Origin of the sequence: Microbacterium thalli (genome assembly GCF_028737325.1) — a bacterium.
In the GTDB taxonomy this organism is placed as follows: Bacteria; Actinomycetota; Actinomycetes; order Actinomycetales; family Microbacteriaceae; genus Microbacterium; species Microbacterium thalli.
In genome coordinates this window covers 1,290,994-1,305,679 of the sequence record NZ_JAQZCH010000001.1, presented here as the reverse complement: position 1 = coordinate 1,305,679, position 14,686 = coordinate 1,290,994, and the positions used below count along the sequence as shown (strand labels likewise).

General features: G+C 72.3%; 12 protein-coding genes. 5 read left to right on the top strand and 7 right to left on the bottom strand.

The window, feature by feature from the left end; translation table 11 throughout:
* Positions 1–4: 4 nt before the first annotated feature.
* On the bottom strand, positions 5–385 hold the full coding sequence (locus tag PUW82_RS06390) for a winged helix-turn-helix transcriptional regulator (RefSeq protein ID WP_274221451.1): 381 nt from the start codon (positions 383–385) through the stop codon (positions 5–7).
* Positions 386–482: 97 nt separating this feature from the next.
* Between PUW82_RS06390 and PUW82_RS06385 the strand changes: the two genes are divergently transcribed.
* Entirely contained in the window at positions 483–1,340 is an 858-nt protein-coding gene (locus PUW82_RS06385; RefSeq protein WP_274221450.1) for an SDR family oxidoreductase, read from the top strand.
* Between the two features lie 48 nt (positions 1,341–1,388).
* On the opposite strand, the gene PUW82_RS06380 is transcribed toward PUW82_RS06385, so the two are convergent.
* Both PUW82_RS06380 and ykgO read right to left on the bottom strand, forming a co-directional pair.
* Positions 1,389–2,168, bottom strand: a complete 780-nt coding sequence (locus PUW82_RS06380; protein ID WP_274221449.1) for an isocitrate lyase/PEP mutase family protein — start codon at positions 2,166–2,168, stop codon at positions 1,389–1,391.
* A gap of 90 nt (positions 2,169–2,258) precedes the next feature.
* Entirely contained in the window at positions 2,259–2,381 is a 123-nt protein-coding gene (gene ykgO / locus PUW82_RS06375; RefSeq protein WP_274221448.1) for a type B 50S ribosomal protein L36, read from the bottom strand.
* A gap of 77 nt (positions 2,382–2,458) precedes the next feature.
* Between ykgO and PUW82_RS06370 the strand changes: the two genes are divergently transcribed.
* Positions 2,459–3,388 (top strand): GTP-binding protein, encoded by a 930-nt coding sequence (locus PUW82_RS06370; RefSeq protein WP_274221447.1) that lies wholly within the window; start codon positions 2,459–2,461, stop codon positions 3,386–3,388.
* Positions 3,389–3,407: 19 nt separating this feature from the next.
* Here PUW82_RS06370 and PUW82_RS06365 read toward each other — a convergent pair whose 3' ends face one another.
* Entirely contained in the window at positions 3,408–7,931 is a 4,524-nt protein-coding gene (locus tag PUW82_RS06365) for a lamin tail domain-containing protein (RefSeq protein WP_274221446.1), read from the bottom strand.
* Positions 7,932–8,106: 175 nt separating this feature from the next.
* On the opposite strand from PUW82_RS06365, the gene chrA reads away from it, so the two are divergent.
* Positions 8,107–9,318, top strand: coding sequence for a chromate efflux transporter (gene chrA / locus PUW82_RS06360; protein WP_274221445.1), 1,212 nt, complete (start codon positions 8,107–8,109; stop codon positions 9,316–9,318).
* Positions 9,319–9,333: 15 nt separating this feature from the next.
* On the opposite strand, the gene PUW82_RS06355 is transcribed toward chrA, so the two are convergent.
* From PUW82_RS06355 to PUW82_RS06345, 3 genes are all read right to left on the bottom strand, one after another.
* Positions 9,334–10,608, bottom strand: a complete 1,275-nt coding sequence (locus PUW82_RS06355) for an MFS transporter (RefSeq protein WP_274221444.1) — start codon at positions 10,606–10,608, stop codon at positions 9,334–9,336.
* A 100-nt stretch (positions 10,609–10,708) separates the two neighbouring features.
* Positions 10,709–11,998, bottom strand: coding sequence for a M18 family aminopeptidase (locus PUW82_RS06350; protein ID WP_274221443.1), 1,290 nt, complete (start codon positions 11,996–11,998; stop codon positions 10,709–10,711).
* Between the two features lie 58 nt (positions 11,999–12,056).
* Positions 12,057–12,737: a D-alanyl-D-alanine carboxypeptidase family protein gene (locus PUW82_RS06345; protein WP_274221442.1), complete on the bottom strand. Its 681-nt coding sequence runs from the start codon at positions 12,735–12,737 to the stop codon at positions 12,057–12,059.
* An 87-nt stretch (positions 12,738–12,824) separates the two neighbouring features.
* Here PUW82_RS06345 and PUW82_RS06340 point away from each other — a divergent pair, with 87 nt between their 5' ends.
* A complete protein-coding gene (locus tag PUW82_RS06340; RefSeq protein WP_274221441.1) occupies positions 12,825–13,493 on the top strand; it encodes a response regulator transcription factor in 669 nt (222 codons plus the stop codon).
* Positions 13,490–14,596, top strand: coding sequence for a sensor histidine kinase (locus tag PUW82_RS06335; RefSeq protein ID WP_274221440.1), 1,107 nt, complete (start codon positions 13,490–13,492; stop codon positions 14,594–14,596). The genes PUW82_RS06340 and PUW82_RS06335 overlap by 4 nt, the downstream gene beginning before the upstream one ends.
* The last annotated feature ends 90 nt before the right edge of the window (positions 14,597–14,686 follow it).

Here is a 14,686-nt window from a genome sequence, read left to right as displayed (position 1 = left end):
GCGTTCAGGCAAGGGGCCGAGCGCGCTGCTCGACGATCCCGTCGGCATTCTCGGCGATCCACTGCATCAGGGGCATCATCCGCTCCAAGAGGTCGTCGCCGAGCGGCGTCAAGGCGTACTCGACGCGCGGCGGAACCTCGGGGTAGGCCGTACGGCGGACGATGCCGTCCGCCTCGAGCGTGCGCAGGGTGGACGCGAGCATCTTCTCGCTGATGCCCGCCACGGCCCGGCGCAGCTCGCCCCAGCGAGCCGTGCCGTCGGTGAGGGCGAGCAGGACGAGCACGCCCCACTTGCTCATGACGTGATCGAGCACGACGCGCGTCGGACAGCTCTCGGTGAAGACCTGATCCGAGCGCTGCTGCAATTCCGCGAAACTCACCGTCACGTGGGTAGCTTACCCAGAAGTGGGTACCTGACGCCGGGAATGCTCCTCGTGACGAACACGGTTGTCGCGGAGGATCACCCGACCGAAAGGAACACCCATGACGATCCTCATCACCGGCGCGAACGGACACCTCGGCCGCCTCGTCGTCGACGCCCTGCTGACCCGCGGCACGGCTCCCGACGCCATCGTCGCCGGCGCCCGAGACCTGACACGCGTGGCCGATCTCGCCGAGCGCGGCGTGCGCACCGCTCACGTCGACTACGACTCCCCTGCCTCGCTGAGCGCCGCGCTGGCGGACGTCGACTCGGTGCTGTTGATCTCGGGCTCGCAGCCGGGCGCGCGTCTCGAGGGACACCGGAACGTCATCGACGCCGCGGCCGCCGCAGGCGTGACCAAGCTCGTGTACACCAGCGCACCGAAGGCCACCAGCGTCGACTGGGCGCTGGGCGCCGACCACCGCGCGACGGAGCAGGCGATCGCCGAAAGCGGCATCCCGGCCGTGATCGTGCGCAACAACTGGTACATCGAGAACTACCTCCCCGACGTGCAGCGCGCCGCCGACACCGGCGTCATCGCCGCATCGGTGGGTGACGCGCGCATCGCGCCGGCCAGCCGGGCCGATTTCGCCGAGGGCGCCGCCGTCGTGCTCGTCGAGGACGGGCACATCGGCCGGGTGTACGAGTTCGCCGGCGACACCCCCATCAGCTACGACGACATCGCCGCAGCGGCATCCGAGGTCGTCGGCCGGGACGTCTCGTATGTGCGGCTGAGCACGGAGGAGCACATCGCCGCGCTCACGAGCGCCGGGCTCGATGAGGGCACCGCCGCATTCGTGGCCGGGATCGACACCGGAATCCGCGAGGGCGTTCTCGACATCTCCGACAGCCCGCTGGCCGATCTCATCGGTCGGCCGACGACCCGATTCGTCGACGGGCTGCGCGCGGCACGGGCCTGACCCCACGCGGCGCGCCGCGGCTCCTCGGATGCCGCGGCGCGCCCTGCGTCAGTTCAGCGGACGGGTCGACGGCGGGATGACACCGTTCGCGTAGAGCTGCTGGGCGACATCCTGCAAGGCCGTCAGCGCGACCCGCTGCGTCGTGGGGCCGTACGAGATGCGGGCGACGCCCAGGTCTTCGTACTCGCTCGCCGTCAACGCACCGGGCAGGCCGATGACGCTGAGCTTGCGCTCACCGAGTCCATCGACGAGCCGGCGGGTGATGTCGGCGTCGAGGACGCCGGGGACGAACACGAGGTCGGCACCCGCGCCGAGGTAGGCGCGTCCGCGCTCGATGGCGTCGGCGATCGACTCCTCGGTGGAGCGGTCGCCCGCCCGGACGAAGGCGTCGGTGCGGGCGTTGAGGGCGAACGGAACACCTTCGGCCTCACCGGCCCGCACGATCGCCTCGACGGCGGCGACGGAGTCGGCGAGCGGCTGCAGCCGGTCCTCGACGTTCGCACCGACGATGCCGACACCGATCGCGCGGCGGGTAGTCTCGCCCGCGTCGCCGAATCCGGCGTCGAGGTCGGCGGTCACGGGGATGTCGCCCGCGACCGACACGATGCGTCCGACCATGTCGAGCACGAGCTCGAGCGGGATGTCGGTGCCGTCCTCGTACCCGAAGGTGGCGGCGATCGAGTGGCCGGCGGTGGCGATGGCGCGGGTCTCGGGCAGGGCGAGGATCGCCTCGGCCGACACGACATCCCACACGTTCACCACCCGCAGGATCTCGGGGGCGGCGTGGAGTTCGGACAGGGTCTGGGCGCGCTCAGCGGGGGTGCTCATGCCGCCACGCTAGCTGCCAGAACCGACACCGACGAGCGGTTGCCTCGCGGCCGCCACCGTGCCATCGCTGTGCGACCGCGACACTCGCGCTCAGCCCTGGCGACCCTTGAACCGCGGGTTGAGCTTGTTGATCACGAATACGCGGCCGCGGCGGCGCACGACCTGCGCCCCGGGCTGGTTCTTGAGTGACCTGATCGATGCACGGACCTTCATGGCGACCTCCTATTGATAACGTTTCTCAACAACAAGGTACGGTGGTCGACGAAGCCACACAGCTCGGAAAGCACGCCGTGACCACACATCTCGCCATCACCGGAGTCTGCAGCGCGGAGCGCCGTCGTTACGCGCGGCTGGGCGCCGCCGCCGGACGCCACCGCTCGCTGCACGTCATCGATCTCCCGAGCGCCGCCGACCCGCTGCTGGTCCACTCGACCCTGCACGGCATGGAGACCCTGTGCGTCGTCGACGCCCGCCACGCGCTGGACGACCTCCGCGACGACGCACCCGTGCGCCGCGCCGTGCCCACCGGCGACGCCCGCTCCGATGTCGGCGCCCGCGCACGGCTGGCCGCTCAGCTCATCGAGGGCGCGAGCGCCGTCGTCATCGTCAACGGGGAGCACCTGCCCACACCCGACCTCTCGATCCTCATGGCCGTCGCGTCGCACCTTGCGCCGACCGCGCGCGTGCGACTGAGCCGGGGCGTGCGCGACGACCTGGCCGCGTTGGGATTCGGCACCACGCTCCCGGTGGGCCGGCGCGACGACCGCGCGGGGTGGACCCGCGTGCTCAACGGCGAGCACGAGCCGTTCCTCACCGACCGCCGCGTCACGACGCTGCGCTACGAGCAGCTGCGCCCCTTCCACCCCGCTCGACTCGTCCGCGCGCTGGAGATCCTCGATTCCGGCGCCTGCGGCATCCTGCTGCGCTCGGTGGGCGTCTGCCGCCTCGCGACGCGAGCGGCTACCCCTGCCCGCTGGGAGCAGGCCGGATCAGCGATGTGGATCGACCCACTGGGCGAGGGGCACGGCCTCGACGACGTCGGACAGGATCTCGCGATGACCGGTATCGACCTGAACAGCGGCCACCTGCGTCGAGTGATCGATGACGCGGTGCTCGACGACGACGAGCTCGCGGCCGGCCCCGCCCGATGGCAGACCCTGCCCGACCCGCTGCCGGACTGGCACCGGGTGGTGGGCTCCGACGACGGCTCGACCGTGTGACGCCCACCACCCGCGCCGATCAGCCCGCGGCGCTCTCGCGGCGACGCCGGCCACGCACGACCGTCAGCGCGCCGCCCGCCAGGATCAACGCCGCCGCGGCGAGGGCACCGAAGCCCACGAGGCTCGACGAGCCGCCGGTGGCGGCGAGCCCGTCGGGACGGGCCGCGCCGGCCGGGACGCCGACCGCACCGGCATCCGGTCGTCCTGCTCCCCCGTCGCCCGGGGCGGCACCGCCACCCGGCTGCGGCGCCGGGGTACCCGCGCCGCCGTCCGATCCGCCCGGAATCTCGGGCTCGGCCGCAGGGATCACGGCGAACAGCGAGACGCGCGAGAAGTCGACGGCCCCGTAGGGATCGCTCGTGCGCACGTACCAGCCGCGCTCACCCGTCTCGGCCAGCGGCCACGAGGCCGACAGGATCGAGCCGCTGGCGACGTCGGAGAACGAGGCGATCTCGGTGTCGCCGAGGATCTCGGCCGAGAACGCGTCGGTGCCGAGGCTGCGGGTGCCCGGGTCGATGCGGAGCTGATCGTAGGTGAGCGCGAACTGCTGCGGGGAGTAGTCCCCCGCGCCGCCCGGGCCGAGCAGGCTCGCCTCGTCGGAGTTGTAGACATCGAGCGACGGCGAGTAGGTGCGCACGAGCATCTGCCGACCCTCGTTGTCGAAGTGCAGGAGTCGCAGGAACCCGAGGCCGCCCTCCGGGAGGCCCTGGTAGTCGAACAGCATCGAGAACACCGTCCGGTCGTTCACGCCGTCGCCGTCGTCGTCGAAGCCGTCCTCGCGCAGGAAGGCATCGTGGTAGTGCCCCGACAGCACCATGCGGACGTTCGGGTTGACCGCGACGACCTCGTCCATGACCCGCTGCGGGATCGCGCCGAGCCCGCCGGTGGTGAGGATGAACTCGTGCTGCGCGATGATCGCGACGCGGTCGGGGTACTGCGCGAGCACCTCGTTCATCCACGCGATCGACGCGTCGCCGGGCAACCAGCCCGTGTAGAGCATCACGAAGTCGATGCCGCCGGCCGAGACGAGATCGTAGTGGCCGCGGTTGTTCTCGAAGCTGCCGCCGTACCAGGGGTTGCCGGCGTAGCGCTGCTCACCGAAGTACGCGCCGTAGTTCGTGTAGTCCTCGAGGTGGTGACCCACATCGTGGTTGCCCGCGAGCACGCCGTAGGGAAGACCGGCCACGTCGAGGCGCCGGTACTCCGGATCCGCGCGGTCCCACTGCTCCGAGACGTCGAAATCGTCGACGATGTCACCGGTGTGGAAGAGGTACTGCAGGTTCAGCTCGTCGCGCCGGTCGAGCAGGTACGAGTGGATCGCCTGCTGGTGGCGGTACGGCTCGCCGGGCATCGTGTTCTCGTTGTAGTACTGGGTGTCCGACTCCCAGGCGAACGTGAAGTCGTAGTCGCTGCGCGGCACATCGGCGACGTTGTGCGGCGCCACCGGGGTCGTGCGGTCGCTGAGGTCGGCGCCGGCGAAGCCCTCGGAGTGCTGCACGAGCATCCGGACGACCCGGCCCTCCGCCGCCGCGAACGCATAGTCGTCGACCGCGACGACGGCATCGAGCGAGAACGCTTCGTCATCGGACGCCGCCACGTGCCGGTCGACCTCGTCCCAGCCGGACTCATCGGCACGCTGGGCGTAGAGCACGACCGTCGCGCCCGTGTTCGCGCGGCCCGACCACGTCGAGCGGACATCCGCGCCCGCGTCGGCGTCGGTGACCGCGACGTCGAAGAGCTGGTACGGGAAAGCCCGATCGCTGGAGATCTGCTCGGCCACGCCGTCGACCGCGGCCAGCGTGCGCAGCTGGTCGGTGGTCAGCGGCTCGGCCGGGGCGCGGTCGACCGCGCGGGCGTCCTGCACCGTGCCGGACTGCACGGAGATGTCGCCGTCCGACAGGTCGAGGCGGCGCCCCTCGAGGAAGGCCACGTCGAGCACGTCGCCGGTCGGGTCCTCGACCTTGGCCTGCAGCGTGACGTCACCGGCGGGTACCTCCGCCCCCTCGGCGGGCGCGAGCGCGCCGGCGCTCGGCTGCTCGTCGTAAGTGGTGAACGCCGCCGTCCAGGTGTCGGCGTTGCCCGCGTGATCGGTCGCGGTGATCTCGACCTCGTGGTCGCCCGCCGCGAGATCGACCGACGACGTCTCGTACGGCAGGGCGATCTCGGCGCCGTCGAGGCGCGCCACGACCTCGGCGACGCCGGACCCCGCATCGGCCACCTCGGCGTCGATGACGATCGGCCCCTGGTAGGCGGTGCCGTCGACGATCTGCGATGCCACGACGGGAGCGGTGTTGTCGACGACGACGGTCCGCGAGACCGCTGCGGCGCCATCGGTGGCGGTGACCACGGCGGGACCATCCGCGTGCTCGGTGGTGTCCCACTGCGCCGCGACGGCGGCGAAGGCGTCGTCGGGCAGCGCGAAGCGCGCCTCGTAGAAGTCGAGCTTGCCCGAGGGCGCACCGGTGGCGGTGACGCTGTCACCCATCCGGAGGACCGCCGCCGGGTCGTCGTAGCCGGTCGGGGTCAACGTGCGGCCGTCGGGCAGCACGAGACGCAGGCCACGGATCTCGAAGTCGTCGTTGTTCTCGGCGAGGTCGATCTCGGGGGCCTTCTTCGTGCCCGCCCAGACGCTGACGACGAGCTCGTCGCCCTGCACGACGTAGTCGAGCGGGACCGGCGTGATGATCGTCTCCCACCCCTCCGTGCCGATCTCGAAGATGTTGAGCACGTCGTCGCCGATGCGCACGCCGTTCTTGAAGTAGTAGTTGACGTTGGTCGTCTCGAACACGAACCGCGGCTCGGCCTCGAGCGCGGGCTCGGTGTCGATCGCCGCACCGTCGATCGACAGGTCGATCGGGCTCGGGTACGCGTCGCCGGCGGCCACGACCTCGGTGGTGCCGGCGACGAACTGGCCGTCCTCGAGGTTCAGGCGCACCGGGTCGGTGTTCGCACCGGCGACGGGCACGCGCCGGGTCTCGGTCGAGGCACGGTTCGTTCCATCGCTGGCGGTGAGGGTGTACTCGTACCAGGTCTTCCCGATGAGGTCGGCCGCGTTCACGACGAACGACACCGTCCCGTCCCCGGCGTCGAGCAGGTTGGCGCGCACCGGCGAGCTCACGGTGTCGACGTCGTTCGCGAGGGTCAGGCTGACCGTCCGCGCGAGGACGTCGTCGGTCACCGTCGCGGTGATGGTGAAGTCGGTGCCGGGCTGGATCTCGCCGGCGGTGCGATCGACGATGGTCGGTGCCTGCGTGTCCGGAGCGACGATCATGAGACCGGCGGGAACCTGGTCGGCCTGCACGGCGCCCGGCGTCGCGGGCGCGAGATCGACGATCCGCTGCGTCGCGAGGTCGTCGCCGACGGTGTAACGGATGCCCTGATCGGCGACGGTGTCGTCGGCGCCGTCGAGGTTGTACATCGCGGTGCTGACGTGGCGACCGGTGTTGGTCTCGACCGCGATGCCGCGCGGCGAGCCGTTGGCCATGCCGGCGGAGGAGATCTCGACGAGGTCGTCGCCCAGCACGAGGTTCGAGGCGAAGTGCGCGTTGAAGTCGGCCGCCGTCAGCGCGTCGTTGGCGCCGTTCTTGATCCAGAACACGAGCGTCTCGCCGCCCGGGATCACGACGCCGCTCGGCGCCGCCGGCCAGGTGCTGGACGTGCCCTCGACGGGGTACAGGTAGTCGATCGTGTAGTCCGAGAAGCTGACCGGATCGCTGCTGGCGTTGTAGACCTCGATGAACTCGAATCCGTCCAAGCCAGACACGTTCGCCGAGTCGGGAAGCACCTCGGTGATCTGCAGCGGCGCGGTGACGACCGACGGATCGGGCTGCGGGTCGAACTCCGGCTCACCGGGCTCGCCGGCGGGCGGGGTCACGGCCTCGGGTGCCACGACCCCCGGGCTCGCCGGCGCCGGCTCGACGAGGATGTCCATGCCTCCGTCGGTGCGCTCGGCGGGGAGACGGAAGTGCGCCGACTGTCCCGCGGCCGCGGCCGTCCGGCCGTACGTCGACCAGCCGACGATCGCGTCGTTCTGCAGGATCCGGATGCCGCGCGGCGCACTGTTGGCCATACCGGGCTGCCCCGTCACGCGAACGACCGTCGTGTCGGGTGTCGCGCCCGTGTGCGCCCGGAAGTCGTCGACCGAGCGGGCGAAGGAATCGACGCTGCCGGTTGCATAGCTGAGCCAGAGAACGACGGTGCCACCGGCCGGGATGACGACGGGCTCGGCGATCGACAGCGCCACATCGCGCCCACGGTCGGCGCCGTCGACGTACGTGTAGGCGAACGAGAACCCGTCGGCGGCGAGATCGATGTCACGGCCGGTCGGGTTGTGCACCTCGAAGTACTCGTAATCGTCTGCGCCGACGTTGTCGGGGGCGATCTCGGTCACGACGAGCGACCCGAGCGCGGGGGCAGCGGCGGCAGGCGTCGCGTCCCCGGGCGCGGCGAACGCCGGCGCAGCGAACGCCGCACCGACTCCCGTCGCCAGGGTCGCCGTCAACGCGACGGTGAGAAAACGGGCGCGCGGGCGCTCAGCGGGCATGACGACCACCTTCGGTGCAGGGAGGGATGCCGCCGAGGCTAGGCACGGCGCACCAGCGGCGGGTGAACGCGGGGGCGCACCCCGGTTGCCGGCCGGTGACGCGGTCGGTCACCTCGGTGTGCTACTCGCGCGCGGCGTTCACCGCGCGTTCACCCGCGGATGGTGCGCTGGCGCCGTGTCGAACCTCGCCGCCGTCGCCGCGGTGTTCTTGCGACTGGGACTGACGTCGTTCGGCGGGCCCGTCGCGCACCTCGGCTACTTCCGCGACGAGTTCGTGACCCGCCGCCGGTGGATCAGCGACGACGCCTACGGCGAGCTGGTGGCGCTGTGCCAGTTCCTGCCCGGCCCCGCGTCGAGTCAGGTCGGTTTCGCCATCGGACTGCGCCGCGCCGGACTGGCCGGGGCGCTCGCGGCCTTCGCCGCGTTCACGCTGCCCTCGGCTGCCCTCATGGTCTGGGCGGCGGCGAGCGTCGACGCCGTGTCGGGCCCGCTCGCCGGCGGCGTCATCGACGGGTTGAAGGTCGTCGCGGTCGCGGTCGTCGCGCACGCCGTCTGGGGCATGGCGCGGTCCCTCGCGCCCGACCGCCCGCGAGGCTCGATCGCGATCGCCGCAGCCGTGGGCGTCCTGCTGGTGGGCGGACCGTACGCGCAGCTCGTGGCGATCGCCCTGGCAGCGATCGCCGGGGCGGTCTGGCTGCGCGAGACAGGATCGAACGACGGCCATCCGGCCTCGGCATCCGCGGTCGCGGCGCCCGATGCGCTGCCGACGGCGGGGATGCGGATCGGGGTCGGCGCTCTCGTCGCGCTCGCGGTCCTGCTCGTCGCGAGCCCGATCGTGGCCGCGACCAGCGGCGTCGAGGCGGTCGCCCTGTTCGATGCGTTCCTGCGCTCGGGCGCTCTGGTCTTCGGCGGCGGTCACGTGGTGCTGCCCCTGCTCGACAGCGCCCTCGTCGGGCCGGGGTGGGTCGACGCCGAGACGTTCCTCGCCGGATACGGCGCGGCGCAGGCGCTGCCGGGGCCGCTGTTCGCGTTCGCCGCGTACCTCGGCGCCCTCTCCGACGTCGGGCCGGGAGGCGTCGCGGGTGCGGCCATCGCGCTTGCGGGCATCTTCCTGCCCGGCTTCCTGCTCCTGCTCGGCGCGCTTCCCCTCTGGGCCGCGATCCGCCGCCGACCTCGAGCCACGGGGGCCGTTCGGGGTGCAAGCGCTGCGGTGGTCGGCATCCTCGGCGCCGCGCTCTACGACCCGGTGTTCACGACCTCGGTCACCCGGGTCGACCAGTTCGCGCTCGCTCTCGTCTGCTTCGGGCTGCTCACGCTCTGGCGCTGCCCGGCGTGGGCGGTCGTCGTCCTCGGGGCCGCCGTGGGCGCCGCGTCGTCCTGGCTCTGACCGGGCCGGGTCGGCTCACCGGTCGGCGAGCACCGGGGTCGGCTCGGGCGCGACCGGCCCCGCGGCAGCGCGAGCGGCGCGCTCGCGGCGCTCGATGATGAGGTTGACGACGCCCAGCGTCAGCACGAGCACACCCGCAATGGTCGGCAGCAGCATCGCGAGGCGGACATCGCCCGCTTCGGCGATCGCCCCGGTGACGGCCGACGCGAGTGCCTGAGCCAGCGTCAGCGCCGACCCGAGCAGGGTCATCGTCGTCGCGGAGCGGCCGACCGGCGAACGGTGACCGGCGATGCTGAAGAGTGTGACGAGGGTCGGTCCGACACCCAGGCCCATGAGCAGCAGCATGACCACGACGAGACCCAGCGAGTCCGCGGCCGCATAGCCGCCGGCCGAGACGGCGAGCACGGCGGCGAACACCAGCCACCGATGCCGCAGGGCGAACCGGGTCGGCAGCAGCACGACCGCCAACGCCAGCGCGGCGGAGCCGATGCCCATGAGCCCGTACAGCAGGCCCGCTTCGACGCCCTCTCCCGCCGTTCGCGCGAACGCCGTCAACGACGTCAGGGTCGCGCCGAAGAACAGTCCGACGCCGAACGTCGCGGCGACGAGCACGAGGATGCGACCGCGCAGCACTTCCGACATCGGCGCGCGCTCCTCGACCTCGCCCGCCGGCAGCGCCGCGGCGATCCGACCGCTCGGGTGCAGGGCGAAGGCGGTCACGAACACGAGGCTCAACGCCGCCGCGATGGCGATCGGCGCCCAGGGGGCGATGGCCGCCGCGAGGATGCCGACCAGGAACGGCCCGATGACGAACGCCGTCTCATCGGCGGCGGACTCGTATGACATGACGCGCGAGAGGGTGCGCGGGCGGTGGTCGGCTCCGATCCGGATGCGGATGATGCCCATGAGGCGGCTGCGCGACATCGCCGCGGCCTGCGGTGCGCTCAGGCCGATCGCGGCCCCCGCGGCGAGGATCACGGGGTCGGGAAGACCCGCGGTCACCACGACGGGGAACAGAGCGAGCAGGATGCCGTTGGCGATGCCGAGCGGCACGAGCACACGACGCTGGCCGAAGCGGTCGACGGCGTCGCCGATGACGGGCCCGGCGATGACCACGCCGATGCCGACGGCGGCCGAGGTGAGCCCGCCGAGACCGACCGAGTCGGTCGCCGAGACGACGAGGGTGAGCACGCCGACCACCATCATGGCGAAGGGGAGGCGGGCGATGAAGGCGATGGGGAAGAAACCCCAGCCGGTGTGCTGGATGAGGGAACGATCGTGCATCGTCATGCGCGCCTCCGGGAGGTCAGCTCGTGATCACGTGCCGCCTTGCTCCATCAGCAGGTAGTTGCATCGCTTGGCCCGGGCCGGTGCCGCGGACCCGACCATTCTACCGGCGGAACAGTTCTTCGGCCACGAGCGCGAGGTCGTGCAGGTCGCTGACCCCCGCGAGCTCGCGCGCCGAGTGCATCGAGAGGATCGGGATGCCGACGTCGACCGTGCGGATGCCGAGCCGGGTCGCGGTGATCGGCCCGATCGTGGAACCGCAGGGGACGCCGTTGTGCGAGACGAACTCCTGGCCGGCGACCCCTGCCGCGGCGCACCACCCGTTCCAGGCCGCCGCGCCGACGGCATCCGTCGCGTACCGCTGGTTCGCGTTGATCTTCAGGATCGGACCCGAGCCGAGCACCGGCTGGACGACCGGGTCGTGCTTGTGGGCGTAGTTCGGGTGCACCGAGTGCCCGACGTCGCTCGAGACGCACCAGGATGCCGCGAGGCCCCGCAGCTGCTCGGACCGGTCGGCACCGAGGCCGAGCTGCACGCGCTCGATGACCTCGGCCAGGAACGGACCGGCCGCACCCGACCGCGTCGCGGAGCCGACCTCTTCGTGGTCGAAGACCGCGAGCATCGCGATGTGCTCCGCATCGAACCCCTCGGCCGCGCGCTCGAGCGCGACGACCCCGGCGTGCACCGAAGCCAGGTCGTCGAGCCGGCCCGATGCGAAGAACACGTCACCGGCGCCGAACACGGCTCCGCGGGCGGCGTCGGCCGTGACGATGTCGTAGCCGCGGATGCGGGCGGCATCCACGCCCGCCGCGTCGGCGAGCTCGCCCAGCAGGTCGGCCGAATCGGCCGAGCCGAGTCCCCACACCGGCTGCGTCTGCGTCTGCTTGTCGAGCGCGAGGCGGTCGTTCGCCTCGCGATCGAGGTGGATCGCCAGCTGCGGCAGGCGCAGCAGGGGCCCCGTCGCCGCGAGCACGGCGGTGCCGTCCTCGAGCACGAGACGGCCGGCGAGGCGCAGCTCGCGGTCGAGCCACGAGTTCAGCAGCGGCCCGCCGTAGATCTCGACGCCGGCCTGCAGCCAGCCGAGGCGACCGGTGGTCGGGCGCGGCTTGAGCTTGAACGCGGGCGAGTCGCTGTGCGCGCCGAAGACCCGCACCGGGGTGGTCGGGGTCGCCGCCGCCGGCACGACCCAGGCCAGCACGGCACCGTCGCGGACGACGAGGTAGCGGCCGCCCGGCTGCTCCGGCCAGCTCTCCTCTTCGTCCAGCGCGGTGAAACCGGCGTCGGTGAGCCGGCGGGCGACCTCTTCGGCGGCGTGGAAGCTCGACGGCGAAGCCGCGACGAAGGCGGCGAGGTCGTCGGCGTGGGCACGGGCGGCGGCGGTGACGGCTGACACGGGTACTCCTCGGACGGGACGGGCGTCCCTCGATCGTAGGCGTCCGCGTCCGAGGGGCTCAGCCGGTGGCATCGGTGCGCATGTCGGGGCACGCCCGACCCGGCTCGGTCGCGAGCTCGAAGTGCCACGGCTCGTTGGCGTAGGTCTGGCAGATGCCGTAGCCCGACCCGTACGAGATCAGCCAGTACTGGGCATCGACCGGGCCGATGTCGACGGCATCGCCGTTTACGTGCCGCGACTGCTCGGGGGTCGCGACGTAGGCGCGCGCCGTCTCCTCCCCCACCTCGGCGATGCGGGTGTCGAGCAGCCACTGCTGGTACGCGGCGCTGCGCCACCCGCCCGTCACCTGGAAGCGGATGCCGTCGCCGGCGGCATCCGCTTCGGCTGCGCGCATCGCGGCCAACAGCTCGGGGTCGAGCCGGGCGATCGCGGGCAGGTCGTCATCGGCGAGGTCGACCCCGGCGCCGTCGCCGATGAAGCCGTCGTCGGCGGATGGGGAGAATGCCGTGCCAGGGATGACGGACGGCAGCGACGATCCCGAGACCGAGGGGAAGACGCCCATGAGCCCGGCGGCGAGCGCGACGACTCCCGTCGCGGCGACGGCGGCCACCGCGAGCCGGCGCCGCCGGACGCGCCGCGAGGGCCGGGACCGGTGGGTGCGCGGGGCGACGAACGTCGTGCGTCGCGCGGAGTCGAACGGGGCCGGGCGACGCGAGCTCGGGGCGGAGGAGGTGCTCATGGTCCCAGTCGACCCGGCGGCATGTTGTCGCGGCGTCGTCGATTCTGCATACGGTGGCGATATCCCGACCGGCCTATCCTGGCTGGCATGCGTGTGCTGATCGTCGAGGACGAGTTGTTTCTCGCCGAGGCGATCCGCGACGGCCTCCGACTCGAGGCGATCTCGGCCGACCTCGCCGGCGACGGCGACACCGCGCTCGAACAGCTCGCCCTCACGACCTATGACGTCGTCGTGCTCGACCGCGACATCCCCGGTCCCGACGGCGACGAGATCGCCCGCCGCCTGTCGGCGCATCCCGAGAGTCCGCGCATCCTCATGCTCACCGCCGCGGACCGGCTCGACGACAAGGCGAGCGGCTTCGAGTCCGGCGCCGACGACTACCTGACCAAGCCGTTCGCGATGCGCGAGCTCGTGCTGCGGCTGCGCGCCCTCGCGCGCCGGTCGCCCGCCGCCACCCCACCGGTGCGGGAGTTCGGCGATGTGCGCCTCGACCCGTTCCGCCGCGAGGTCTACCGCGGCGGGCGCTACGTCGCGCTCACGCGCAAGCAGTTCGCCGTCCTGGAGGTGCTGGTCGCGGCCGAGGGAGGCGTGATCAGCGCCGAGGCCCTGCTCGAGCGGGCGTGGGACGAGAACGCCGACCCGTTCACCAATGCCGTGCGCATCACGATCTCGACGCTGCGCAAGCGGCTGGGCGAGCCCGGGGTCATCGAGACGGTCCCCGGCGTCGGTTACCGCATGACGGACGCGTCCGCGTGATCGCGCGGCGCCGGGGGCTGTCACTGCGGGCGACGCTGACGCTCAGCTACGCGGGGTTCCTGCTGCTCGCCGGCGTCGCACTTTTCGTCGCGGGACTGCTGATGCTGCGATTCGTGCCCGACGGCCACCTCTTCACCGGGCCGACGGGCACCTGGGCCCCGGGCCGCGCCGACCTCGCCGAGGTGTTCATGAAGTATGCGGGGTGGGCGTTCGCCGCACTGACGGTGGTGGGCCTCGGAGGCGGGTGGCTGCTGGCGGGCTGGATGCTCGCTCCGGTCGGCCGCATCGCCGACGTGGTGCGCCGCGTCGACGCCGGCACCCTGCAACGGCGGATCGCGCTGCGCGGTCGGCGCAACGAACTGACCGAGCTGGCGGACGCCTTCGACGGCATGCTCGACCGCATCGAGCGAGCGGTCGAGGAAGAGGGCCGGTTCGCCGCGAACGCGTCGCACGAGTTGCGCACCCCGCACGCGGTGATCCGGACGATCGTCGAGGTGGCTCGCGCCGATCCGGCGGGGCGCGATGTCGACCGGGTGCTCGAACGCGTCGCCGCGACGAACGAGCGCGCCATCGCGACGACCGAGGCGCTGCTGGCGTTGGCGCGGGCGGGGCGCGCGGGGCTCCGTTTCGAATCAGTGGAGCTGCCGCCGCTCGTCGCCGAGGTGGTCGCCGAGGCTCGCGCCGCCGGAGCCCGCGGGGGCCGCGGCGACGGGCTCACGCCGACGATCCGCCTCGAAGCGGGAGCGGCGGTGGCGCACGCGAATCCGGCGTTGGTGCGCCAGCTCGTCGCGAACCTCGTCGCCAACGCCCTTGCGTACAACCTCCCGGAGGACGGCGACGTGGTGCTGCGCACGGGAGCCACGTCCGCCGGCGAGGTGACGCTGCAGGTGGCGAACACGGGACCGGTCGTCGCCCCGGACGTGGCCGCGACCCTGACCGAACCGTTCGTTCGCGGCGGCGGGCGCACGCGGGCCGGCGACCCGGGCGTCGGGCTCGGCCTGACCATCGTCGCGGCGATCGTCCGCAGTCACCGGGGTGAGCTCGAGATCACGGCGCCCGCGTCGGGCGGCCTCGACGTCCGGGTCGTGCTGCCCGCGGCCTGACGCATTCCGGACCGCGGTAACGACAAGGTCGAATCGATTCGATACACTCGATCCGGCGGTGCTCGGGCACCGCCGTTGTCGTGCCCGCTC